The sequence below is a fragment of the Pseudomonas sp. FG1 genome, assembly GCF_034313875.1.
In the GTDB taxonomy this organism is placed as follows: Bacteria; Pseudomonadota; Gammaproteobacteria; order Pseudomonadales; family Pseudomonadaceae; genus Aquipseudomonas; species Aquipseudomonas veronii.
On the sequence record NZ_JAVIWP010000001.1, the window covers coordinates 4861622 to 4885506 of the forward strand.

At 56.0% G+C, this 23885-nt stretch carries 22 protein-coding genes; 14 read left to right on the plus strand and 8 right to left on the minus strand.

Annotated features, from left to right (window positions below; translation table 11 throughout):
• From RGV59_RS22165 to RGV59_RS22180, 4 genes are all read right to left on the minus strand, one after another.
• On the minus strand, positions 1-1125 hold the full coding sequence (locus tag RGV59_RS22165) for an NAD(P)/FAD-dependent oxidoreductase (protein ID WP_260473895.1): 1125 nt from the start codon (positions 1123-1125) through the stop codon (positions 1-3).
• The gene (locus RGV59_RS22170; RefSeq protein WP_126586749.1) at positions 1122-1475 is read right to left on the minus strand and encodes a cupin domain-containing protein; all 354 of its coding nucleotides are present in this window, start codon (positions 1473-1475) and stop codon (positions 1122-1124) included. Before RGV59_RS22170 ends, RGV59_RS22165 begins: the two co-directional genes overlap by 4 nt.
• Before the next feature lie 16 nt (positions 1476-1491).
• Complete coding sequence (locus tag RGV59_RS22175; protein WP_126586751.1) at positions 1492-2832, minus strand: lysine N(6)-hydroxylase/L-ornithine N(5)-oxygenase family protein; 1341 nt, start codon at positions 2830-2832, stop codon at positions 1492-1494.
• A 97-nt stretch (positions 2833-2929) separates the two neighbouring features.
• Positions 2930-4303, minus strand: a complete 1374-nt coding sequence (locus tag RGV59_RS22180) for an MFS transporter (protein ID WP_126586753.1) — start codon at positions 4301-4303, stop codon at positions 2930-2932.
• Between the two features lie 137 nt (positions 4304-4440).
• Between RGV59_RS22180 and RGV59_RS22185 the strand changes: the two genes are divergently transcribed.
• Positions 4441-5202 carry an ArsR/SmtB family transcription factor gene (locus tag RGV59_RS22185; protein WP_126586755.1) on the plus strand — a complete coding sequence of 254 codons (762 nt, stop codon included), beginning with the start codon at positions 4441-4443 and terminating at the stop codon, positions 5200-5202.
• On the opposite strand, the gene RGV59_RS22190 is transcribed toward RGV59_RS22185, so the two are convergent.
• From RGV59_RS22190 to RGV59_RS22205, 4 genes are all read right to left on the minus strand, one after another.
• A complete protein-coding gene (locus tag RGV59_RS22190) occupies positions 5177-5842 on the minus strand; it encodes a glutathione S-transferase family protein (RefSeq protein WP_017847290.1) in 666 nt (221 codons plus the stop codon). The genes RGV59_RS22185 and RGV59_RS22190 overlap by 26 nt on opposite strands.
• Positions 5839-7308 (minus strand): FAD/NAD(P)-binding protein, encoded by a 1470-nt coding sequence (locus tag RGV59_RS22195; RefSeq protein WP_126586757.1) that lies wholly within the window; start codon positions 7306-7308, stop codon positions 5839-5841. The genes RGV59_RS22190 and RGV59_RS22195 overlap by 4 nt, the downstream gene beginning before the upstream one ends.
• Positions 7305-7727 carry a nuclear transport factor 2 family protein gene (locus RGV59_RS22200; RefSeq protein WP_126586759.1) on the minus strand — a complete coding sequence of 141 codons (423 nt, stop codon included), beginning with the start codon at positions 7725-7727 and terminating at the stop codon, positions 7305-7307. The genes RGV59_RS22195 and RGV59_RS22200 overlap by 4 nt, the downstream gene beginning before the upstream one ends.
• A gap of 115 nt (positions 7728-7842) precedes the next feature.
• Positions 7843-8385, minus strand: a complete 543-nt coding sequence (locus RGV59_RS22205; protein WP_126586761.1) for an ester cyclase — start codon at positions 8383-8385, stop codon at positions 7843-7845.
• 84 nt (positions 8386-8469) lie between these two features.
• Here RGV59_RS22205 and RGV59_RS22210 point away from each other — a divergent pair, with 84 nt between their 5' ends.
• From RGV59_RS22210 to RGV59_RS22270, 13 genes are all read left to right on the plus strand, one after another.
• Complete coding sequence (locus RGV59_RS22210) at positions 8470-9153, plus strand: substrate binding domain-containing protein (protein WP_238587166.1); 684 nt, start codon at positions 8470-8472, stop codon at positions 9151-9153.
• 204 nt (positions 9154-9357) lie between these two features.
• Positions 9358-10599 carry a multidrug efflux RND transporter periplasmic adaptor subunit MexE gene (mexE, locus tag RGV59_RS22215; protein ID WP_046383238.1) on the plus strand — a complete coding sequence of 414 codons (1242 nt, stop codon included), beginning with the start codon at positions 9358-9360 and terminating at the stop codon, positions 10597-10599.
• 15 nt (positions 10600-10614) lie between these two features.
• The gene (locus tag RGV59_RS22220; RefSeq protein WP_046383237.1) at positions 10615-13794 is read left to right on the plus strand and encodes an efflux RND transporter permease subunit; all 3180 of its coding nucleotides are present in this window, start codon (positions 10615-10617) and stop codon (positions 13792-13794) included.
• Positions 13791-15206 carry an efflux transporter outer membrane subunit gene (locus RGV59_RS22225; RefSeq protein WP_017847282.1) on the plus strand — a complete coding sequence of 472 codons (1416 nt, stop codon included), beginning with the start codon at positions 13791-13793 and terminating at the stop codon, positions 15204-15206. The genes RGV59_RS22220 and RGV59_RS22225 overlap by 4 nt, the downstream gene beginning before the upstream one ends.
• Before the next feature lie 431 nt (positions 15207-15637).
• A complete protein-coding gene (locus RGV59_RS22230; protein ID WP_185833604.1) occupies positions 15638-15778 on the plus strand; it encodes a hypothetical protein in 141 nt (46 codons plus the stop codon).
• Between the two features lie 88 nt (positions 15779-15866).
• Entirely contained in the window at positions 15867-16838 is a 972-nt protein-coding gene (locus tag RGV59_RS22235; RefSeq protein ID WP_102618977.1) for a cupin-like domain-containing protein, read from the plus strand.
• A 188-nt stretch (positions 16839-17026) separates the two neighbouring features.
• Positions 17027-18256, plus strand: a complete 1230-nt coding sequence (locus tag RGV59_RS22240) for a hypothetical protein (protein ID WP_126586763.1) — start codon at positions 17027-17029, stop codon at positions 18254-18256.
• Between the two features lie 39 nt (positions 18257-18295).
• Positions 18296-19729, plus strand: a complete 1434-nt coding sequence (locus tag RGV59_RS22245; RefSeq protein ID WP_126586765.1) for a hypothetical protein — start codon at positions 18296-18298, stop codon at positions 19727-19729.
• Positions 19722-20702 (plus strand): HesA/MoeB/ThiF family protein, encoded by a 981-nt coding sequence (locus tag RGV59_RS22250; RefSeq protein WP_126586767.1) that lies wholly within the window; start codon positions 19722-19724, stop codon positions 20700-20702. The genes RGV59_RS22245 and RGV59_RS22250 overlap by 8 nt, the downstream gene beginning before the upstream one ends.
• 2 nt (positions 20703-20704) lie before the next feature.
• Positions 20705-20992 (plus strand): MFS transporter, encoded by a 288-nt coding sequence (locus RGV59_RS22255; protein ID WP_322247051.1) that lies wholly within the window; start codon positions 20705-20707, stop codon positions 20990-20992.
• Between the two features lie 91 nt (positions 20993-21083).
• The gene (locus RGV59_RS22260; RefSeq protein WP_017846754.1) at positions 21084-22046 is read left to right on the plus strand and encodes an IS30-like element ISPsme1 family transposase; all 963 of its coding nucleotides are present in this window, start codon (positions 21084-21086) and stop codon (positions 22044-22046) included.
• Between the two features lie 60 nt (positions 22047-22106).
• A complete protein-coding gene (locus tag RGV59_RS22265) occupies positions 22107-23462 on the plus strand; it encodes an MFS transporter (protein ID WP_322247052.1) in 1356 nt (451 codons plus the stop codon).
• Positions 23462-23869, plus strand: a complete 408-nt coding sequence (locus tag RGV59_RS22270) for an NIPSNAP family protein (protein ID WP_322247053.1) — start codon at positions 23462-23464, stop codon at positions 23867-23869. Before RGV59_RS22265 ends, RGV59_RS22270 begins: the two co-directional genes overlap by 1 nt.
• Positions 23870-23885: the final 16 nt, after the last annotated feature.

Below are 23885 nucleotides of genomic sequence, written 5' to 3' on the forward strand. Positions count from 1 at the left end.
TCAATCCATCGAAACAGTAGAAAGGGTGGGTTTGGCGGTAGCGGGCGCATCGGGCCACTGGGCGACGAGCAGGTCCACGGCTTCGCGGGCAATGCCCGGTGCCAGGCGGAAACCGGCGCCGCTGCCGGCGCCGGCAAACACCAGGTTCTGCCCGGCGTCGAAGCTCACCTGCGACTCTCCGCCGGGGCTGTAGCTGTCGCAGAACACCCGGCCGCCGCGACAGCGGGCCACCAGCTCGGGCAGGTAGTGCGCCAGCGTGCGGGTGGCCACCTGCACATCGTGGCGGTTGATTTCCAGTGCATGTTTGCGCGGCGCAACGTCCCATTCATCGCACCGGAAGCTGAACAACCACTGGTTACGCGCCGCCAATGGCATCAGGTAAGCGTCGGATTGCGGCAGGAACAGCGCCGCGGCATTGCTCGGCGGTACGCCGTCGATATGCAGGGCCACCACCTTCTTCACCCGCAGCCCATGGCGCGCGGCAAGCGCGTCGAACGGCGGCTCGCTGACCCACGGCCCCGTGGCAACCAGGGTGCGGCGGGCGCGCAGCGTGGCGCCGTCGGCCAGGGTGATGCGCGTGCCGCTGCCCAGCGCATCGATCTGCTGCACGCCTACGCCTTCGATGCAGCGCACATGGGCACTGGCCAGGCTGTGGCCGATCAGCAACCGCGCCACCAGCGGCGGCTCATAACTTTCGGCGGTGCCGCCACGCAACAGGCTTTCGTTCGTGCCAACGTTGAGTGAGGCGCCCAGGCGTGAGCCCAGGTCCGGCGCGCACAGGTCGGCGGGCTGAACCGGCGCATCGACCAGGGCCTGCTCGATGTCTGCGCTAAAGCTGCGTTCGGCCAGCCAGTACACCGGCGCCTGGGTAGTGCGGATGCCCAGGCGATCACGCAGGGCCCGATACAGCTCGGCGCTCTCCCCGGCCAGGCGCCGTTCGCGCGGCGAGCGGCCGGTGGCCAGCAGCACACCCGCCGAATGGGCGGTGGCCCCGTCGCCGATGCGGTAGCGGTCGATCAGCAGAATCTGCCAGTGGGGATAGCGTTGCGTCGCATGATGCAACGCCCAGGCACCGATAATGCCGCCGCCGACAATCACCAGATCGAAGTGCTGCGCCATGCTCATGCCCACCACACCGAAAACACCTGGACCTGGGTCGTGCCGTTGTTGCGCGCGAAATGCGGCCGCCAGGGCGCGAAATACAGGCTTTCGCCATTTCTGACCGCGTGCCAGGTGCCGTCGTAGCAGACGTCCAGCTCGCCGCCGCTGATAAACCAGATTTCGTTCACGGCGTGCTTGTCTTCGTCCGTCGCGCTGTGTGGCTCGAGGGTGAAACGCGATGACTGGATCGGCGCATTGGCCAGTTTGCCGGCAAAGTGGTGCAGGTACAGGCGCACGCCTTCCGGCGCCACGGGCTCCTCGGTTTCTCGAATCACCGGGGCATTGCCGTTGGGGGCAAGTGTGATGGGTTCCATGACCGGGCTCCTGGGTCTAGTTGGCGAGAGCGGTCAGGCGATCGAAACGCGCATCGCCGACCTCGTCGAATACTTCATTGGCGCCCCATTGGACGAACGCCTCGGGCTCATCCAAGTCGTACAGGGCTTGCCCGCTGACGCTGTTGATGATGTTCGCGCAACGCCAGGGGATCAGGCCCAGGTTCGGGTCGGCGATGCCTTTCTGGCTGCGCGCGGCGTTTTGCACATAGATGGCCGAGCCCTGCGGCCCATCCCAGGCGACGGAATAGTCATCGTTGAAGACGTACTCGCCGTTGCATCGGGTAATCCGTGATTCAAGCGCCGCCAGGCACGCCGGCATCTGGTAGGCATAGCCTGTACACAGCACCGCGGTGTCGGCACTCAGTTCCTCCTGCACCTGGCTGTGCCCGTGCGCCATCGACAGGCTCCAGTGATGCGGGCGCTGCTGAATCGCGGTCAACTCGCGCCCGGGCAGCAGGCGAATGTGACAGGGGTGCTGCAAGACGTGCTTGAGCTCGTACAGGCGGCGATAAATCGACTGCAACAACGCTTGGGAAATGCCGTCGCTCGCCAGTTTCTGCTCGACCAGCAATGGCCGGCGCACGGCCTCGGGCTGGGCGAAAAAGTGGTCGCTGTACTGCGGGGTGTAGAGCTCGTTGGTAAACGGCGACTCATCCAGCGGCGAAAAATTCCAGCGCCGCGAGACCCAGGTCACGCTGGCGGGCAAGGCGGCGGTGTCGGACAGCAGGTGCTGGATGATTTCGGCCCCGGTCTGGCCGCCACCGATCACCACCACGCGCTGGTCTTTGAAGCTGCGCTTGCGGGTCATGTACTGCGAGGAGTGAAACAGCGTATCGCCCAGATGCGCCTGCGCGCACGCCGGGATCGACGGTTGCTGCCCGGTGCCCAACACCAGGTGGCGCGCCGGCTGCGCCCAGGTATCGCCCTGGAGCAGGAACAGGCCGTTATCGAACGTCACCGAACGCACTTCGCTGTTGAAATGCAGATTCGGCAGCTGGCTGCACGCCCAGCGGTAGTACTGGTTGAACTCGCGGCGCAGCACCTGCTCGAAATGCGCGTTGATAAAACTGAGCAGCTGTTTTTTCTGCGCCAGGTAAGCGAGGAATGACAGCGGGTTGGACGGGTCCACCAGGCTGACCAGGTCCTTGAGGTAATGCACCTGCAGTTTGGCCTCGGGCACCATCATCCCCGCATGCCATTGAAATTCGCTGCTGCGCTCGAAGAACGCTGCGCTAATGCTCGGTTTGGGCTGGGCCAGCGCCGCCAGGCTAAGGTTGGCCGGACCGATGCCGATCCCTGCCATATCGACAACTGCAGGTGCAGAACGCAGATTCATGATCATTATCCCTATTGATGATGTTTTTCAGGTGCAGCGACGCTTCGCGAATGTCACGAAAACGTGCCGGGCAATCGCCTTTACAGGTGCAGGTCCATCAACTTTCCACGGGTTGCGCCGCCGGCGCTTTCAACACCAGGGCGGCCATCAGCATGGCGAGCAACGACAAGCCGATGGCGACGCTGACGGCGACGTCGATGGCATCGCCCAGGGGCTGAATCGAGGTGAGCAAGGCGCCGAAGATCGCCACGCCGAAGGCGGAGCCGCTTTGGCGGCTGGCATTGAGCGTGCCCGCCGCCACCCCGGCCTTGGCGCGGTCGACCACACTCATCAGCACGGAGGTGGCGGCCGGGGTAATGATCCCGGCACCGAACCCCACGGCCGGGTAGCACACTGCGATACGCCAGTACGGTGCGTCACTGGCCAGGGCGAACAGGCCGATAAACCCCACGGTGTATAGGCCGAACCCCGCACACAGCACGGCGCGCGCGCCATACGCACGGGTCAGCCGGCCGCAGGTGAAGCTGCCCAGGGTGACCATGGCGGTCAATGGCAGGAAAGCCAGCCCGGTGTCCAGCGGCGACCAGCCACGCTCGCTCTGGAAGTACACGCTGAGCAGGAAAAACAGGCCATAGAACACCAGGGCCGATGCCAGCGACAGCAGCGTCGCCCCCGAGAACACCGGGTTGCGGAAATACTGCAGCGGCAGCATCGGGTCCTTGTGGCGGCTTTCGGTCACGAAGAACACGCACCAGGCGATACAGGCCACGAACACACAGGCATACACCCATTCGGAGTTCCACCCCAGCTTCGCCCCTTCAATCAGCACCGCCACCGAGGTCGCCAGCGCGATAATCGCGGCGACTTGCCCAGTGACGTCCAAGTGCCGGTTTGGCGCCAACGGTGCCGAAGACGGGATGCGCGAGGTCAGCCACACGCCCACCAGGGCGATCGGCACGTTGATCAAGAAGATGCTGCGCCAGCCGAACAGCTCGATCAGTATGCCGCCCACCAACGGTCCGGCCGCCATGGCGATGCCGCCGCACCCGGCCCACACGCCAATGGCGCCGGCGCGCTGGTGGGTCTGCGGGTAAGCGCTGTTGATCAACATCAAGGAACACGGCACCAGCAACGCGGCGCCCAGCCCCTGCAGGACCCGCGCACCGACCAACTCCGGCAGGTCGGTGGCCAGGCCGCACAACGCCGAGGCCAGGGCAAACAGGCCGAGGCCGACGGCGTAGATTTTCTTCGCGCCGAAACGATCGCCCAGCAGGCCGCCCGTCAGCAGCAGGCTGGCGAAGGTCAGGGTATATGCGTTGATCACCCACTGCAGCCCGGTGATACCCGAGCCAAAGGTGCGGGAAATCGACTCCACTGCCACGTTGACAATCGAAGTGTCGAGGATAACGACCACATAGCTCAGACTCGTCGCAATCAGTACTTGTCGTTGGTAGCGGGTGTTGGAGGTCATGACCGCGAGCGTCCTTTAAGGGGGCGGCTCGACTATATGCAGCTTTCTGGGATAAACGCTTCGAGCTGTGTCGAAGTGTTTATGTTTATGTCATCCTGAAATCCGATTTCACCTGGCACAGCACGGAGTTCGACGGAATGACCCAGCCAAAAATCTCATCCATCGCCTACCTGATCGCCGAACCCGTGCGCGCAGTGATCCTGATCACCCTGGCAGATGGCAGTTCGATGTCTGCCAGCGCCTTGGCCGATGCCGCTGGCGTGACGCCGCAGACGGCCAGTTCGCACCTGGCGAAGCTGCTCGACGGCGGCTTGCTCACCGTGGAGACCAAGGGCCGCAACCGTTTCTATCAATTGGCCGGCCCCGATGTGTCCCATGTGCTGGAAAGCCTGGCGGCGGTCGCACCGCAAACCAGTTCGTGGCGTAGCCTGCCCAACCGTTCGGCCCATGAATTGCGTTTTGCCCGTTGCTGCTACGACCACCTGGCCGGCCAGGTCGGCGTAGCGGTGACCCAAGGCATGCTGGAGCAGGGTTTTCTCCTTGAAAGCGACGAGCGCGAATACGTGCTCACCCGGCGTGGTACCGAGTGGCTGCAGTCACTCACCCCGCAGGCCGGCGAGCCATGCTTGTACGACCACCTCCAGGCCCGCCGCTGCCTGGATTGGACCGAACGGCAACACCACATCGCCGGGCCGCTCGGCACCCACCTGCTGGAGACTTTTTGCCGGCAGGGTTGGCTGCGCCGAACCGCCGGCTCGCGTGCGGTGTATGTAACCGGCTCGGGCTGGCGTGCATTCAAGCTGCATCTGGGGATTGAGCATCTGCGCCATCTCGAAGCACCGCTGCATGCCGTGACCCCGGCCAGGAAAACCCTTATGCCGGCACCTGTTGCGAGCTGAACAAGCGCTCGATTTCGGCGATGCGGCGCTCCTGGGCCACCCCGCTCTGCTGCCAGGCGAGCAGCGCATTGATCCGCGCGTACCAGGCCGCCACATGGGGATACTCCAGAAACGGCGCCTGGGTCCGCGGGATATGACTCAGCGGGGCGGCCAGGTCGATGTCCGCCAGGCTCAACGCGTCGCCCACCACAAAGCGCCGGGTGCGCAAGTGCCCGTCGAGCACCGCCGTGTAGCGGTGGATCGCCTGCAACGCTTCGGCCACCAGGGTCGGGTTTTCGGCGCGGCCTTTGAGGCGGTCCATGAACCGCTGCTCGATCAGCACCGTGGGCCCGCGACGAAAATGCTCGGCGGCCCAGAACATCCATTTGAGCGTTTCGTACTTGGCATTGCCCGCGGGCAGCAATGACGAGCCGGCCCGTTCCGCCAGGTAAATCATGATCGCCGAGGCTTCGAACAGCACCACGTCGCCGTCGACCAAGGTCGGGATCGTGCCGTTGGGGTTGAGCGCCAGGTACTCCGGCGTGCGGTTTTCGCCACTGAACAGGTCGAGGAAGACGAATTCGACCTCAAGCCCTAGGTAAGCGGCGGTCGTCAGTACACGCCGGGTATTGCTCGAACCTCTGTCGCCATACACTTTCATGCCACTGCCTCGGTTGCGTGTTTGTCCATGAATGAAGGGTGCTCGGCGAGCAGCATCACCACCTCGCGGGCCTGGCGCACCGATTGGTACACCGAATTGACCATCGGCGCCGCCAGGTACGAGGCCACGCCCAGCAGCCAGATGTCTTCCGGCGCTTCGGCGCCGGGCAGGCTGACCTGCAACTGCGCTGACACATAAGGCGGCGTACACGGCGTTGCCGGCGGCACCTGCAGCTCAAGGCCGTTGCGCGAGGCATGGAAAAACTGTTTATGAAAACCGCTGGCGCACACCACCGCATCCACCGCCTCGATGCGCCCCTGGGCATCGTGGACCCGCCATTGGCCTTGCCACTCAAGCTGTGTCGGCAAGTGCGCGGCCAGTTGCAGGCGCCCTTCGTCGATCAGGCGCAGCAGCGTGGTTGCGGTCTGCAAAGGCACCGCGAACAGGTAACGCCCGACCGCTTCCCAGCAGTTTTGCAGCGCTGCCACGCGCACCGACGGCGGCGCCGCGCGCAACTTCACGTCGGCCAGGTCCATGCACTGCACCAACAGGTTCTGCCAGTCCGTCGCGCCCCGTCGGGCCAAGGCGACCTCGCCGCGCAGGCGCTGGGCGGGCTCCGCGCTGCGATCGACTTGTTCGCGCAGCGAGCGGCCATTGATCGCCTTGGTCGCCCGCGCAACGATGCGCAGCAAGTGCCAGTACAGCTTGGGGTTTTCCAGATCCAGCCGGGCGAATCGCGCTTCATCCAGGGCCACCGCGCCACGCCGGGGGGTGGCGGTACGCACGCCCGGCAAACGCCCGGAAGGCGACGCCATCAGCACCTGGTGCCCCGCGCCGCAGAGCAGCAACACACTGTCGACCGCCGACAGGCGACTGCCCAGCACCAAGACCCGTGACGGTTTATCCAGGCTGTCCAGCCAGGCCTTGGCCGGGTATGGCGTGGAGAAAATGCCCGGCGCACCGGCATGCGGGCTGACCAGCGGCGGCACGAACGGCGCGGCACTGCCGGTGCAGACCAGCACGGCACAGGCGCGCAGCTCGCTGCCTTCATCCAGCACCAGGCGATAGTCGCCGCGCGCGACCGGCTGGATATGCCGCACCGTCGCCCGCACGATCCGATGCGCAATGCCCCGGGCCTCGGCCACATCGCGGTACTCGGCATAGCGTTGCTTGAGATAGCCCGCCACCCAGGTCCTTGGCACAAACGCGTCTTCGCCGACGTCGATGCCCTGCGCCTGGAGGTAGCGCTGAAAGTCGTGCGGTTCATCGTCCAGTATCGACAGGGTCTGCACCGAGGTATTGCATAACAGCACGTCCTCGCAGACGCCGAAGGCAATCGAGTCCGCCAGCCCCTCGGGATCGATGATGTCGATACGCTTGGCGTTGCCGACGCGCACCAGTTGGATAAACGCCGCGACACCGGTCACCGACCCACCAATGATCGCAACCGCCGCACGCGGGTTCACAGCGCTTGCGCCTTCGCCAGCAAGCGCACGCCATACCAGCCCCAATACACGCGGTGGCAGGTGATCAAGCCGTCTTCTATCTCCATCATTTCCATCAGGTCGACCTGCTCCCCCGTCGGCGTCTTGCGCGGGTATTCCCACGTCAGGTTGCGGCCGTTGATGAAGGCTTTATCGCTGCGATACCACTCAGCCAGGTCATTGGGAAAGCGGCGCTTGCTGTCCTCCATGAACCGCTGGATCGTCCCCCGGCCGACCAGCACGCCGCTGCCGTGGTCGGGGTAGATCGCCAGCACCAGCGGCGTTTCGAACACCGCCTGCTCGGCATACAACGCCGCCGTCGCGGCCAGGTCGCCGGCACAGACGCTGGCGTGCCAGGCTTCATAGATAGCCAGCAGGCCGGGATCGATCGACGCAGTCATGAGGTTTCCTCGCGTGGCAGCACCGCTGCTAATAGAAGCCGCAATTGTAAAAAATTGCCACCCCAGCATGCTTCGACCTGGCCCGAAGTGTCAGGCACGCGGTGCCTCTCAAGGATTACAGGGCGCCCAACTGTTTCATCAGGGTCAGGTTGTCTTCGATGTGCCAGTTGGCGGTGATCTTGCCGTTGTCGATCTGATAGATATCGGTGGCGATAAAGTCCACGGGCTGCCCAGCGCCCTTGATCTGGCCGAAGGTGCCGGTGAAGTGCCCGCGAAAATGCAGGTGAACCACCACGCGGTCGCCGGCGATGAGCATGTGTTCGACCTCGCAACGCAGGTCCGGCACCGCTTCACGAAACGCCCGGGAGGCGAGCAACGGGCCTTCGGGGCCTTGTTTACGTCCGGCCGGTGGGGTTTTGTCGATGAAATCTGCGGCCAGCGCCTCACGGGCCAGGCTTTCGTCGCCGGTGTCCCAGAAGGTGTCATAACGGCGGGCGGCGGTTTCCATGAGCGCCAGTTGCGCAGGCGGGAGGCTCTTGTCCACCACCAACACACCCGGCTTGACCAGTTCAGTGCTGGCCGCCAGGACTGCGCCGGAAAAGGTCGAGGTCAAGAGTGTGGCGATGAAGCAAACGCGCGCTATAGGTGAGGGTTTCATTGAAAAATCTCCTTGGGTGATGGGCTCAGAGGGTCTCGTGTTCGCGCAGGCTAAGCGGGCTTTTAAGATGGCGCGCATCGCCTGTTGGCAGACGCCGACGAGTTGCACACCAGCATTCGCCTGGGCGCCGACACCCTTTGCGGGCCGATCCGCCTCAGCGCCCCGCAAGACTTCGGCCGCCAATACATCGAGCCGATCCTTGCGCAGTTCATGCAGGAGCACCCGCAGGTCAGCATCGACCTGAACCTCAGCGATGGCTATGTCGACCCCGTCGGCCAGGGGATCGACTTCGCCGTGCGCTTCGGCGCGCTGGCCGACAGCACCCTGCATGCCCGTCTGATTGGCGAAAACCGCCGAGTGGTGTGTGCATCACCGCTGTACCTGGCGCGCCACGGCACCCCGCAACACCCCGAGGACCTGGCCGCGCACGAGTGCCTGGTGATGCGCTTCGGCGTCAATATTTCGCGGGAGTGGGCGTTCATGCAGCACGGGCAGACCCACCGGATCATGGTGCGTGGCCGCCGCGTGGCGAACGACGGCGCGCTGGTCCGCCAATGGTGCCTGGCCGGCCACGGGATTTGCTTGAAATCGGTGTGGGACGTGCGTGCCGATCTCGACGCCGGCCGCTTGGTCGAGGTGCTCGAGGATTACGACCTGGGCCGCACAGCGCTGAACATCGTCTACCCGCCCACGCGCATTCAGCCCAGACGGGTGAGAATGTTGATAGAACGCATCGTTGCGCAGCTGGCGAGCGACAGTGCCAGTTAGGCGTTGCGGCGTTCCTTGCAGCGCGCGCAACATGCCTTTGTCATCAAGCATATTGATAGCTGCCTAATGAAACCCGCAGACTAGAGGGCTCACTCCGCGCTTATATCATTCCGAATGATAGTTATCTTTGCTTCATTCGATTCGTGACCTAGCAGCTCCCCGCGCATGATCCGCCCATCTCAAATACATTGGCGGATACACCTCATGGAACAGACACTCAAACACTTACGCTTGCCCCTGGCGATTCTGGCCGTGGCGGTGATGAGCGCGTGCGGCAAAACCCCGGAACAAGCGGCCGCCATGCCTCCTGCAAAAATCAGCGTGGCCAAGGTGCTTGAGCAACCGGTCAACGAGTGGGACGAATTCACCGGACGCCTGGAAGCACCGGAAACCGTGCAGATCCGTCCACGGGTGTCCGGCCAGATCGATCAGGTGGCCTTCACCGAAGGCGCCCTCGTGAAGAAAGGCGACCTGCTGTTCCAGATCGACCCACGCCCGTTCCAGGCCGAGGTGCGCCGCCTCGAAGCCCAACTGCAACAGACCAAAGCCGCCGCCACCCGCAGCGATAACGAAGCGCAACGGGGCGAACGCCTGCGCCAGAGCAACGCGATCTCCGCCGAACTGGCCGACTCGCGCACCACCGCCGCCCAGGAAGCCCGCGCCGCTGTCGCCGGCATCCAGGCGCAGTTGGACCTGGCCAAGCTGAACCTGAGCTTCACCCGCGTCATCGCGCCGATCAGCGGCCGTGTCAGCCGTGCCGAGATCACCGCTGGCAACCTGGTCACCGCCGACGTCACCGCGCTGACCAGCGTGGTCTCCACCGACAAGGTCTACGCCTACTTCGACGCCGATGAGCGCGTGTACCTCAAGTACACCGAACTCGCCCGCCAGGGTCGCCGTGGCGCGACCACCCCGGTGTACCTGGGCCTGTCGAATGAAACCGGCAACCCGCACCTGGGCCAGATGAACTTCGTCGACAACCAGGTCAACCCGGCCACCGGCACCATCCGTGGCCGCGCGGTATTCGACAACAGCAAAGGCGAATACACCCCTGGCTTGTACGCCCGCCTGAAACTGGTCGGCAGCGGCACTTACTCCGCCGTGCTGATCAACGATGAAGCGGTCGGCACCGACCTGGGCAAGAAGTTCGTGCTGGTGATGGAAGGCGACAAGCCAGCCTACCGCTCGGTGGAACTGGGGCCGAAGATCGAAGGTTTGCGCATCGTGCGCAGCGGCCTGAACAAGGACGACACCATTATCGTCAAGGGCCTGCAGCGTGTGCGCCCGGGCGCGCCGGTCGCCCCGGAAACCATCCCGATGGCCAGCAAGGAAACCCTCGCCGCCTTGGCCCAACAACGACAAGCGCTTGAAGCCAGCAACCTGGAGCAAGTGGCGCCGGAAAAAACCGCGCCCAAGCTCGCAGCCGTCGCGACTCCACGCGGTTAAGGGATACGACTCAAGATGAATTTTTCCAAGTTCTTCATTTCGCGGCCGATCTTCGCAGCGGTGCTCTCGCTGTTGATCCTGATCGCTGGCGCGATCTCGCTGTTCCAACTGCCGATCAGCGAATACCCGGAAGTGGTGCCGCCGACCGTGGTGGTGCGTGCCAACTTCCCTGGCGCCAACCCCAAAGTCATCGGCGAAACCGTCGCCGCGCCGCTGGAACAGGCGATCACCGGCGTCGAGAACATGCTGTACATGTCCTCGCAGTCGACCGCCGACGGCAAACTGACCCTGACCATCACCTTCGCCCTGGGCACCGACCTGGACAACGCGCAGGTGCAGGTGCAAAACCGTGTGACGCGCACGCAACCCAAGCTGCCCGAGGAAGTGACGCGCATCGGTATCACCGTGGACAAGGCCTCCCCCGACCTGACCATGGTGGTGCATTTGACCTCCCCGGATCAGCGTTACGACATGCTTTACCTGTCCAACTACGCCTTGCTCAACATCAAGGACGAGTTGGCGCGCCTGGGCGGCGTGGGTGATGTGCAGCTGTTCGGCATGGGCGACTATTCCCTGCGCGTCTGGCTGGACCCGAACAAGACCGCTTCGCGCAACCTGACCGCCACCGATGTGGTGACCGCGATTCGCGAGCAGAACCGTCAAGTGGCCGCCGGTGCGCTGGGTGCGCCGCCTGCACCGAATGCCACCAGCTTCCAGTTGTCGGTGAACACCCAGGGCCGCCTGGTCACGGAAGAAGAGTTCGAGAACATCATCATTCGCTCCGGCGATAACGGTGAAATCACGCGCCTCAAAGACATCGCGCGGGTCGAGCTGGGTTCGAGCCAATACGCCCTGCGTTCGTTGCTCAACAACCAGCCGGCCGTGGCGATCCCGATCTTCCAGCGCCCAGGCTCGAACGCGATCCAGATCTCCAACGAAGTGCGCGACAAGATGGCGGAGCTGAAGAAGAGCTTCCCCGAAGGCATGGACTTCAGCATCGTCTACGACCCGACCATCTTCGTGCGCGGCTCCATCGAGGCGGTGGTGCATACCCTGTTCGAAGCGCTGATCCTCGTGGTGCTGGTGGTGATCCTGTTCCTGCAGACCTGGCGCGCCTCGATCATTCCGTTGGTGGCGGTGCCGGTCTCGCTGATCGGTACGTTTGCGGTGATGCACCTGTTCGGCTTCTCGCTCAACGCACTGTCCTTGTTCGGCCTGGTACTCGCCATCGGCATCGTGGTGGATGACGCCATCGTGGTGGTGGAGAACGTCGAGCGCAACATCGAGCTGGGCCTGGAACCGTTCCAGGCGACTGAAAAGGCCATGAGCGAAGTGACCGGGCCGATCATCGCCACGGCACTGGTGCTGTGCGCCGTGTTCATTCCCGCGGCCTTCATCAGCGGCTTGACCGGGCAGTTCTACAAGCAGTTCGCCTTGACCATTGCGATTTCGACGGTGATCTCGGCCTTCAACTCGCTGACCTTGTCCCCTGCCCTGGCTGCCGTGTTGCTGCGCAGCCATGACGCGCCGAAGGATCGTTTCTCCAAGGTGCTCGACAAGCTGTTGGGGGGCTGGTTGTTCCGGCCGTTCAACCGCTTCTTCGAAAAAGCCAGCCATGGCTACGTCGGCACCGTGCGCCGGGTGATCCGCGGCAGCGGCATCGCGCTGTTCCTGTACGCTGGCCTGATGGTGCTGACGTGGTTCGGGTTTGCCCACACCCCGACCGGTTTCGTACCGGCCCAGGACAAGCAATACCTGGTGGCTTTCGCCCAATTGCCGGACGCCGCGAGCCTGGATCGCACCGAAGACGTGATCAAGCGCATGTCCGACATCGCCCTGAAACAGCCGGGCGTGGAAAGCGCCGTGGCCTTCCCGGGCCTGTCGATCAACGGGTTCACCAACAGCCCGAACAGCGGCATCGTGTTCGTGACCCTCAAACCGTTCGACGAGCGTAAAGACCCGAGCATGTCCGCCGGTGCGATTGCCGGTGCGCTGAACGGCAAGTACAGCGACATCCAGGAAGCCTACATGGCGATCTTCCCACCGCCGCCGGTACAGGGCCTGGGCACCATCGGCGGGTTCCGCCTGCAGATCGAAGACCGTGGCAACCTGGGTTACGAAGAGCTGTACAAAGAAGTGCAGAACGTCATCACCAAGAGCCGCACCACGCCGGAGCTGTTCGGCCTGTTCACCAGCTACACGGTCAACGTGCCCCAGGTCGATGCCGCCATCGACCGCGAAAAGGCCAAGACCCACGGCGTGGCGATCAGCGACATCTTCGACACCCTGCAGATCTACCTGGGTTCGTTGTATGCCAACGACTTCAACCGCTTCGGCCGCACCTACCAGGTCAACGTGCAGGCTGAACAGCAGTTCCGCCTGGATGAAGACCAGATCGGCCAGCTGAAAGTGCGTAACAACAAAGGCGAGATGATCCCGCTGGCGACCTTCATCAAGGTCAGCGACACCTCCGGCCCGGACCGCGTAATGCACTACAACGGCTTCATCACCGCGGAAATCAACGGCAACGCTGCACCGGGCTACAGCTCCGGCCAGGCCCAGGCCGCGATTGAAAAACTGCTGAAGGATGAACTGCCCAACGGCATGACCTACGAGTGGACCGACCTGACGTATCAGCAAATCCTCTCGGGCAACACCGCGCTGTTCGTGTTCCCGCTCTGTGTGCTGCTGGCGTTCCTGGTACTGGCCGCCCAATACGAAAGCTGGAGCCTGCCACTGGCGGTGATCCTGATCGTACCGATGACGCTGCTGTCGGCCATCACCGGGGTGATCATCTCGGGCGGCGACAACAACATCTTCACCCAGATCGGCCTGATCGTGCTGGTGGGCCTGGCCTGTAAGAACGCGATTCTGATCGTCGAGTTCGCCAAGGATAAACAGCAGGAAGGCCTCGACCCGCTCGCCGCGGTGCTGGAAGCCTGCCGTCTGCGGCTGCGGCCGATCCTGATGACCTCGTTCGCCTTCATCATGGGTGTGGTGCCCCTGGTGCTGTCCAGCGGTGCCGGTGCCGAGATGCGGCATGCCATGGGCGTGGCGGTGTTCTCCGGGATGATCGGCGTGACCTTCTTCGGGCTGTTGCTGACACCAGTGTTCTACGTACTGATCCGTCGCTATGTGGAGCGCCAGGACGCGCGCAAAGCGGCCAAGGCCTTGAAGCTGGAGACACAGCAATGAGTGTGAAAGTCTTTCTGCCGAGCTTGCTGGTCCTGGCGCTGAGCGCCTGTGCCGTGGGCCCGGACTACACAACCCAGACCCCGGAGGCGGCCAATATCACGGCTGCCGCCGATGCCAAAAAATACGACCACGGGAAATTCGAAGGCATCTGGTGGCAGCAATTCGACGACCCGACTCTGAACCAGTTGGTGACTCAGTCGCTGAGCGGTAACCGCGACCTGCGTGTGGCGTTTGCCCGCCTGCGGGCCGCACGGGCGATCCGCGATGACGCCAGCAACGACGCGATGCCGACCATCACCAGCCGCGCCAGCAGTGACCTGGCCAAGGGGCAAATCCCTGGCCAGACCACCAAGCGCGTCAACAGCGAGCGTTATGACCTGGGCCTGGACATGGCCTGGGAGCTGGACCTGTTCGGCCGCATCCAGCGCAACCTGGAAGCCACCGACGCCGACCAGCAAGCGGCCGAAGCCGACCTGTACCAGCTGCAAGTCACGCTGATTGCCGAACTGGTGGACGCCTACGGTCAACTGCGCGGCGCGCAACTGCGTGAACGCATCGCCCTGGACAACCTGAAGAACCAACAGGAGTCGCGCACCATCACCGTCAGCCTGCGCGATGCCGGTGTGGGCGACCAACTCGACGTGGAACGTGCCGACGCGCGCCTCGCGGCGGTGGAAGCCAGCGTGCCGCAACTGCAGGCCGAACAAGTGCGCGAGCGCAACCGCATCGCCACCCTCCTCGGCCAGCGCCCCGACAAGCTGAGCGTGGACCTGAGCCCGAAAGACTTGCCGGCGATTGCCAAGGCGCTGCCGATCGGCGATCCAGGGCAACTGCTGCAACGGCGCCCGGACATTCTGAGTGCCGAACGCAAACTGGCATCCGCCACCGCGCGCATCGGCGTGGCCAAGGCCGACCTGTTCCCACGGGTCAGCCTCAGCGGCTTCCTCGGCTTCACCGCCGGGCGCGGTTCGCAGATCGGTTCATCCGCGGCGAATGCCTGGGCCCTCGGCCCGAGCATCACCTGGGCCGCGTTTGACCTGGGCAGCGTGCGTGCGCGCCTGCGCGGCGCCGATGCCGAGGCCGATGGCGCCCTGGCCAACTACGAGCAGCAAGTGTTGCTGGCGTTGGAAGAATCCGAGAACGCCTTCAGCGACTACGGCAAGCGTCAGCAACGCCTGGTCTCGCTGATCCGCCAAAGCGAATCCAGCCGCGCCGCCGCCGACCTCGCCGCGATCCGCTACCGCGAAGGCACCGTGGACTTCCTCGTGCTGCTCGACGCACAACGCGAACGCCTCGCTGCCGAAGACTCCCAGGCCCAGGCCGAGGTTGATCTGTATCGCGGGATTGTTGCGATCTACAAGGCGCTGGGTGGCGGTTGGCAGCCGGATACGGTGGTCGCTACGGCCAAGTGATGTAAAGAGCTCCTTTGGTTGGTCGCATCCAGCCAATTTTTAGCCCCGTGGTCTGTTTGGTCATGGGGCTTTTTTTGTTTGGAGCGTCCTAAAATATTGAAAGTTATTTCTGTAAGTCAAACAAGAAGTCCTTCGTAAGTACTTTCCTAATACCGCACTGCACCTGGCGGCCAGGCTTGCATGTTTTTTATCGAAGCAGTCATGTCTCCTATTACGGACGCACTGACACATAGAATCACAACGTGTTCATTTGCGTAATACCGGCAACATGGTCTTTACTCTAGGAGTCGCTGATCAGTTCAGAAACTACGCGAGTCCTCACCGACAAATCAGGTTCTCCGGCGTGGTTCTGGAGCGAGACATAAAAACAATCAGTGACTGATCAATCTAAAACCGCTACAACATTACCAATCACCCAATGAGAATATAAAATGAAAAATGAAGAGATGATTGAACACATTTTAGAATCAGACAACACTTTCGCCGCCACTAATGAAAGTGAAGATATCTCTTTCTTTATGGACGTAGCAGATGATGAGTTGATGCTTCAGGCTATTTTTAGCCGCTGTTAATAGTACGCTAGGGCTATGACAAAAAAGGTCATTCATTAGAGTGACCTTTCTAAAAAACCAAAAAAACCCATAAGTAAGGAGTGCTCTCTTGTCAAATAAAAATATAACTCCTCTTGAGAGTATTGATTCTAGCGATGCAATAGCTTTCCAAAAAAACTATCTCATGAATGAAAAGCCAGTCATTCTAAAAGGAATGGGCAAGGATTGGCCTGCAATTAAGCGTTGGTCTGCGGGCTTTTTCAAAAACACCTACGGGCATGTTAAAGTGCCTGTCTGTTACTACAAGACAAAACAGCAAGAGCGCTATAAAAACCAAGTTAAAATACCTCTAAGAGAATATATATATCTAGCAGAAAATAATAATTATTCTGACAGTAACGCCGAACTACCATATTTGGGAGGATGGATCTATCACAAAGAGTTCCCTGAGCTTCTAGACGATATAGATATGACGCTACCTTGTTTCCCTGATAACTGGCTATACAAACTACCACCTTCGATCTCAATACCACCAACAAACTTACTTATCGGATATCAACATGTATCAAGCCCACTCCATACAGACTCTTTTTTCGTTAACTCTGTATTAACCATGATTGTGGGTGAAAAAAAAGCCCGCATGGTGTCACCATCCCACACATTTGCAGTTTCGAATGGACAAGATTTATTTAATTCTGAAATTGCTAATCAAGTGCTCAAGCAAGGTGCAGATATTTTTGAAGGTACGATATCTGCAGGTGATGCATTTTATATCCCCCCTGGGTGGTGGCATAACGTAATCAACTGTGGGTTTACTATCGCTGTTCAAAATTTACATGTGGACACTTATAGATTTCCACTTTTTGAACAGCAAATGCGTGGATTCGTTTTACCTATATTAAGTAAAATCGAAGATTTAGGAAGGGATGCCAGAGAAGAGTTATTTAACGCAGAAAAAACACTACCCCCTCCTTTATCTCATCAGATTGGTGGATTTATTGAGCATGAAAAAAACTATATTATGTTTCTTAGAAAATCAGCAAAAAAGTCCGAAGACTTTCTAAACAATTATCACCAGTAGAACTCTAGCAACTAAAGAGCAACGCATTCACCGACTCTAAATTAATAGAGCATTAATCAGATACTTTTTTGCACGTTTTTCTTGCAACAAATATCAAAAAACACCAATATCAAATAACTCAACCCTCAAAAATATGACAATTAAATACTCCTGGCAAACTGGCGCCCAGGAAGTAAGGAGGTTTTGTGGTGGAGAATAACAAATTAATTAGAATTGCCGTGGATGCACCTCCTGGATCATTAAAATCTCCTCGCAACTATGGAGCTCTACAATTAGCGAGTTTGGGAGCGTTACCTCCACGAGCACCATTGTCTGCACCACTTCCGAACGTGAGCATAGAAGGCGGCTGTGATATAAATATTAAAGATGAGGGGCATACATACACTCTTTCTCCCAGACCCAATAATATCTACAAACTAGACAATATTTCAGGAAAAGATTACTTGAACGGACTTAATTATCTGGCGAGTCATGATGTTATTGTCCGCAATCTAATCATGAGTAAAGCAAAGTTAGGATTAACACAAGATGGCAGTGCCACTATCAGATTTCAGGAAAAAGTTCCAGCTTTTGAAGGATTGCTATCATCCCCCGCCTGGATACCGTTCCATAATGATAAATGGCCGGGGGCACGACAGATCTGTGAAATTGCCCCTAACCGGTGGGAGGCTTTTTGCCCCTACAATAGAATTCCCTCTATTCTTATAGAAGTTGTTCGTAACCCTGAAGAAAATATCACTCTTTACGAAAAAGGAATTATTGATCAAACTGCAGACACCGCCACCCCATTTAACTCAACCCCATCAGTAAATGGACAGCGTATCATTAAGAAAACATCTCTTAGAGGTATTCTTGTTTTTTCAGGCGAGCTTGTTGGAGATGACAAAAAATCACTTCGTATAGAAATTAAAAATATTTTAAAAAAAACAAACTGCGGAGAACACGTAGGTTGGGCGAGGGCATCGACACCATCTGATGATCCAGTGCCGCTAAAAGATTTAATAACTCTAGATTGGTCTCCTATAGCATCGAGAAATGGTCTTATTTTAGCATTTCCCGATTATTATCCTAACGCTACAGTAGCTTGGTCTATCGCGACGACACTTCATAAAAATGGTATACCTTGCACTCCCGTTTCTGACAGCTATTCAAACCCTAAAGTTAAAGCTGCCATGCGGCTAATGATCGTTTCTGGCCCAACCGATGATGCTTGGGGTAGATATGCTTCATTAATATTATGCCCCGCCTGGCGAAGTGAATCAAAAATCCAAAACCTATATATAACCACATTAAAATCTTCTATATTTAGCAGTACGCATAGACAATTGCTTGATGAGTTATTAGACGATTTATGTCCAAGCGTAATAATTGGTGCTATTCCAAGTATTTGTTTGAGCAATGTTAATTTTGAAAATTAATATGACTACTAAGGCTAACAAACCAATGCGAGCCATGCTATGAATATAATACACACCAAAGTAGATCTATATATTCCTCCGCCAAATAATTCGAGCAAAGTTTGCCAAGATATAATTAAAACTTTTGGCCTGTCTGAGGAAGGATGGATGGAGTCGCTATCAAATTTAGACATTCCTGCAGACGGGATTATTCTAATAACAGGGGCAAGCGGAGTAGGTAAAAGCTTGTTATTAACAAGTATTTCCCGGCATTATTCAACCACAAAAAAAATACCAAATCATATTGATAAAGAGAAATCTATTGCGGAAATTATTTCTTATGAAGATGCAGGGAAAGTCATCCGTTATCTTTCAAAATTTGGGTTGGGAGAACCGCGTATCCTGATTGGTCCTTTTTCTCACCTATCTGATGGACAAAAAGAACGTTTCCTTATTGCTTCAGCTTTGCTCCAAGGAATAGGGCCACTTATCCTTGACGAGTTCACTACACGATTGGACAGGCGTACAGCCCAGATTGTCGCTATAAATTTAGGGAAAATTCTTCGTTCCAATAAACAAAGTGCTTTTATTGCAAGTTGCCACGATGACATCGTCGATTTTTTAAAACCTGATATTCACATTGAGCTTCGCTCAAATGGGAAACACCGTGTTCTTAATAAAAAAATAAAAAACACAAACATATTAAAAAGCTTAGAAATAGAAATTAAAAAAGGCACTATAGACGACTATAAAAAACTTTCTCGCTATCATTATGAAAATGACAACCCGAATGATATTGATATGCTAGCACCTCTAGTTGATCATGTTGTAACTGCTCACTCTAAAGGAGAGCTGATTGGTGTTAATTTGTGTATCCGTCCATGGCCAAAAAAATTTGAGATGTTCTCTGAGTTCTCAGAAATCAATAAGCACATATTACAATCATTTCGGGTTATTGTACATCCACAGTATCGTGGAATTGGACTAACTAAGGAGCTAGACATAATCCCCAACTCAAATACAAAAATACTACTATCTTGGTCTGCATTTTCTTCATATTACTCTTTCCCTATTCTTGCAAGCTATCAGCGATTAAATAGCCCATTTGAAACAATGAGTCACGCAGAGAACTTGCTTCAAGCATATGTTGAACCACGACAAAAAAACAAAGGAAAATCGCTTCACCTCATTAGAGAGTGCAGTCAACTCTGGCAAGAACTCACAAATAAAGAAAAAGAAATATTAAAGACGCTAATTGTAAACGCAGCAAGTGAGAAAAGTTTGCGTCTAGCTCTATTTCAAAGAAAAATATCCGGCTTGGACACCTCCGTTGAATCCATAAATTTCATTAAGTCTATTTTTCTAAAACTTTACTCAAAGTCCAGCAGTACTGTTTTACCAATGCTGTTGGCTGAAACAGTTTATAGACCGATGGCTATGTTTGTTAAAAATACAAGTGATACGAATATAACAGAGGACTCCTCTCTTGCTTAAAAAAGAAAGCCCATGGGTATTACGTGGTGATGTTGTCGTTCTGAGTGATGGCGATCAACTTAAGTTGATCGCAGAGAATGGCATAAAAAGTATCAAGCCCCATAATTCTGATATTGCCAAGCTACTTCATCTACTTAGTACAACAGGAGTAGTGCAGGAACTCGATAATGAGTCAGAGGGAAGCCTTATTAGAAAACTAAAAGATGCTAATCTCATTCATGCTGCCCCTCCTTGTGGGATGACTCCGTTACAGACTATACAATGGTCGTGGAATGAAGCTGTTGCACCAAACCAAAAAATAAGTCAGCAGCTAAAAAACTCATTAATCGTAGTTGTTGGATGTGGTGGTACCGGATCTTTAGTTGCACAAAGCCTTGCAGGCTCAGGTATTGGTTCTTTTGTTTTGATTGATTTCGATAAAGTAAGCATAAACAATCTTAATCGTCAATTTGTTTTTGGCGTACAAGATATAGGCCAATATAAGGCAGATATACTTGCTCAGCGACTAATGCTGAATCAAAAAGTAGTAGAAGCTAAATCTATCATATCTGAGATAACCTCTAGTAGACAGTTAGCAAAATTAGCTAAAGGAGCGGACTTAATAATCTGTTGTGCTGATGAACCTAAAGGAGCCATTCAGAGTTACGTTGCTAACGCAGCAGTACAAGCAGGCACGTCAGCGCTGTTCGGCGCCGTTGGTATTAACAACGGTATAATTGGGCCGCTTCTCAAAAATAGATCTTCATTTCAGGCCTACCTACGCTGGATTAGAGAGGTACAGAGCGTTTGTAAAAAAATAATTGTTCCTGCACGGTTCCCATCCAACGGAATAACAAATTCGATTATTGCTAACCTTATGGCTTGGGAAGCTTTTCAGCATTTGGCAAAAATTGGCCCCTCGAAAGTAGATGCATGCATCTTAACCTTAAATTTCAAATCTTTTGAACTTACACAAAAACAGGTATTTAAATAAAAATGAGCGCACTAAAATTTCTAAAAAACAAGAACGACAATCTATATTACTCCTTATCAATATTTATGAATCTGGATGTTCAGAGAAGTCTATTTGTACTTTACTTGCTGCAACTGGGTATCACCCAAGGAGAGATAGGTGTTCTTCAATCTTTTTTATTCTTTTCTTCCGTAGCGTTAGAAATTCCATCTGGTTTACTCGCAGATCGATATGGTCGTAAATTTTCTCTTATAATCGGTTTTTTAGGGCTATTTGTGAGTGGTGTAGGTTTTTTGCTATTTTCCTCCTGAATTCATAGAATAAGTGCAACGTTTGAAACGATAGGCAGAGAGTCAGCCACCGGTAGAATCCAGGCTCTCACACCGAAGGATTCAAGCGCAGATGACTACGCATTACCGGCAGCTGACTCAGGGCCAACGTTACCAGATTGAGGCCGGTCTGAGCGCCGGAAAAAGCCAGGCAAGCATCGCGAAACAGGTTGGCGTACATCCCTCGACGATCAGTCGTGAGGTTCGCCGCAACAGCTCCCAGAAGACCTACAAAGCGGTTGCTGCGACCCATGAAAGTGATGCCCGTCGAGCGCAGGCGCGCAAGCACTGCAAGCCATTAACGTGGTTCAGCCATTATCTGCCGCTCTGGCTAAAACACGGTATGAGCCCGGAGCAGATTGCTCAGCGCCTGAAGCAAGAGCAGCCGGAGCGCGCGGTCAGTCACGAGTGGATTTATCGGTTTATCGCCACCGACAAACACGCAGGTGGCGAGTTATACAAGTATTTGCGGCACCGCAGGAAGCTGTACCGAAAACGCTACGGAAGCCACGACCGGCGCGGACAGTTGCGTAATCGCGTATCGATAACCGAGCGCCCTGCTGAGGTCGAAGCCCGCGAGCGTCTAGGTGATTGGGAGGGTGACACGGTGCATGGCGTAGGCGGCAATCTGGTCACGCTGGTTGATCGTAAAAGCGGCTACCTGAGCGCCTATCCGGTCAAGCGCAGGACGCGCCGGCAGGTAACGCGGGCGATCAATCTGTTGCTCAAGGGGCATGCTGTTCACACGCTGACGCTGGATAACGGGAAGGAGTTTGCCGGGCATGAACGCATTGCGCATCGGAGCCAGTGCCAAGTCTTTTTTGCAGAACCCTATTCATCCTGGCAGCGAGGCACTAATGAAAATACCAACGGCCTGCTCCGGCAGTATTTTCCCAAGGGCGGCGACTTCAGCAAGCTGACCGTCGAGGCGGTCAGTCGCGTGGTAACGAAGATCAATTTACGCCCGCGAAAACGCCTGGGCTGGAAGACGCCGTACGAAGTTTATGCAGGGGTGAGCGTTGCACTTATGTGTTGAATTCAGGCCTCTTTTATTCCTTTCGCAATTATATTTTGCCTATTCGGCGCTAGTATTGCTATGGGCTCCGGTTCAGACAGGGCATTATTGTATGATAACTTACTAGCTGAACATCGAACGGAAGAGTACCCTAAAATATTATCACGCGCCCGTGCTATTGGTGCGGTTTCATTAGGTTTATCTATGCTTCTTGGTGGCGTATTACAAAATACTTGGTCTTGGAACACTGTTTATATTTTTTTTGCAATATCAAAACTCATTGGAGCTCTTGCTGTAACATTCATTCCCGAAATAAAGCTCCCATCTATTTCACTGAACTCTAATAAAGCAAGTAGTATGCACAATAAAAAAACAGAGCGCGTCTCTACTTCTCTAATTAATTTCTTCCGTTCTAAAAAAGGCGCTTACCTTATACCTTTATTTATTGGATATGCTTTATTCGAGCTTTCAACGATCCCTTTATTTATATATGGCCAGCCATTTTTTTCCATGCAGGGTTTAGATATACCTATAATTGCTGGCATTTATGCTGCAGTTGAAGCTATGTCAGCAGCAATGTTCATAGCAGCTGGTTTTATTTGTTCCAGATTCTCTCTCGGCATAATTTCTTTTACTACTACTATCATTGTTACTTTTCTTCTTTTCATTTTATCATTGAATATCGGGTTAATTGCTTCAATTGCAAGCTTCCTTTTGATTATGTCGCTCCCCGCTATATATGAGACATCATATGAAACATACATTCATGACAATATTGAGTCACACATCCGAGCATCTTGCCTCTCTGTTGCAAATCTAGTTAATTCAGTTATTATCGGTATTTCTTATACCATCTTCGGTGGGTTATTAGGTATATATGGTTTCTCGCTGACTTTGATTATAGTTGCAGCCTCCTGTTTTGTTGGTTTATTTGGTGTAAGCACAACGTTGCTGTTAGGTGAAAAAAAACCATTAAAAAACAAGAAGCCCGTATATGACAGCAATAATGTACCAGCCCGTTTGAACGAACACCGCCATGCCAGTCAGTCTGGTCGAGCATTAACAACCCACCATTGTCAAACAAACAAATGCACGCCTATTTATCGATTATCCATTGGCAATTATCCTCATCAGGTATCAACGAATCGGCAAAAATCCAGGGCTGGCAGTCATTATCGTCGTACACACAATGACGCCTGGGCTGGGTCCTTTTTGTTTGAATTGCGAGGTATTCGATGCTTTACGAACTCACGACACTCAGCTGTCCACCGCTCACCGAAGGCGCTGTCGCGAAGGCTGCGTGCAAGTGGATGGCGCAAGGGCCTGGCCAATTACTCGGTGTCTGGCGCTCCGAGATTGGCGATCTGTTCCAAGTCAAACTCCTGCGCGGGTTTGAAACCGCGCAGGCACTTGAAGACGAACGTCGCCGAGTGTTGATGGCCAAAGAGCCCTTCGGGGTCACCGACCCTTCCATCCGAGTGAACACCGAAAGCTATAGGCGCTTCGCGTTCCTGTCGGATATTTCCCCGGCGTCGTTTGGGAATTTCTATGAATTCAGGACCTACTTCCTGAAGCCGGGAGGTCTCACACCTACGCTAGCCAGTTGGCAGAATGCTCTTGCGCCGATCAATGAATATACCTCTCATCTGGTGCTGAACATGTACGCACTTGATGGGCCGCCGCGGATCACCCATATCTGGGGGTTTTCCAGTCTGGAAGAGCGCGGGCGGCTAAGAGCGCGTTATTACGCTGAAGCTCTTTGGCCGCCGAAAGATGCACCTGCGCAAATTGCCACAGCGAAAACCATGATCTGCCTACCAGAGCCTTACTCCCCCCTGCGCTGAACCGCTGCAATAGAGC

What these genes read in the sequence shown, in the direction of transcription:
- RGV59_RS22170 (WP_126586749.1), bottom strand. Translation starts at nt 1,475, where the DNA reads ATGGAACCCATCACACTTGCCCCCAACGGCAATGCCCCGGTGATTCGA.
- RGV59_RS22165 (WP_260473895.1), bottom strand. Translation starts at nt 1,125, where the DNA reads ATGAGCATGGCGCAGCACTTCGATCTGGTGATTGTCGGCGGCGGCATT.
- RGV59_RS22260 (WP_017846754.1), top strand. Translation starts at nt 21,084, where the DNA reads ATGACTACGCATTACCGGCAGCTGACTCAGGGCCAACGTTACCAGATT.
- RGV59_RS22225 (WP_017847282.1), top strand. Translation starts at nt 13,791, where the DNA reads ATGAGTGTGAAAGTCTTTCTGCCGAGCTTGCTGGTCCTGGCGCTGAGC.
- mexE (WP_046383238.1), top strand. Translation starts at nt 9,358, where the DNA reads ATGGAACAGACACTCAAACACTTACGCTTGCCCCTGGCGATTCTGGCC.
- RGV59_RS22175 (WP_126586751.1), bottom strand. Translation starts at nt 2,832, where the DNA reads ATGAATCTGCGTTCTGCACCTGCAGTTGTCGATATGGCAGGGATCGGC.
- RGV59_RS22190 (WP_017847290.1), bottom strand. Translation starts at nt 5,842, where the DNA reads ATGAAAGTGTATGGCGACAGAGGTTCGAGCAATACCCGGCGTGTACTG.
- RGV59_RS22255 (WP_322247051.1), top strand. Translation starts at nt 20,705, where the DNA reads ATGAGCGCACTAAAATTTCTAAAAAACAAGAACGACAATCTATATTAC.
- RGV59_RS22180 (WP_126586753.1), bottom strand. Translation starts at nt 4,303, where the DNA reads ATGACCTCCAACACCCGCTACCAACGACAAGTACTGATTGCGACGAGT.
- RGV59_RS22270 (WP_322247053.1), top strand. Translation starts at nt 23,462, where the DNA reads ATGGCCAAAGAGCCCTTCGGGGTCACCGACCCTTCCATCCGAGTGAAC.
- RGV59_RS22220 (WP_046383237.1), top strand. Translation starts at nt 10,615, where the DNA reads ATGAATTTTTCCAAGTTCTTCATTTCGCGGCCGATCTTCGCAGCGGTG.
- RGV59_RS22205 (WP_126586761.1), bottom strand. Translation starts at nt 8,385, where the DNA reads ATGAAACCCTCACCTATAGCGCGCGTTTGCTTCATCGCCACACTCTTG.
- RGV59_RS22185 (WP_126586755.1), top strand. Translation starts at nt 4,441, where the DNA reads ATGACCCAGCCAAAAATCTCATCCATCGCCTACCTGATCGCCGAACCC.
- RGV59_RS22230 (WP_185833604.1), top strand. Translation starts at nt 15,638, where the DNA reads ATGAAAAATGAAGAGATGATTGAACACATTTTAGAATCAGACAACACT.
- RGV59_RS22265 (WP_322247052.1), top strand. Translation starts at nt 22,107, where the DNA reads ATGGGCTCCGGTTCAGACAGGGCATTATTGTATGATAACTTACTAGCT.
- RGV59_RS22245 (WP_126586765.1), top strand. Translation starts at nt 18,296, where the DNA reads ATGAATATAATACACACCAAAGTAGATCTATATATTCCTCCGCCAAAT.
- RGV59_RS22200 (WP_126586759.1), bottom strand. Translation starts at nt 7,727, where the DNA reads ATGACTGCGTCGATCGATCCCGGCCTGCTGGCTATCTATGAAGCCTGG.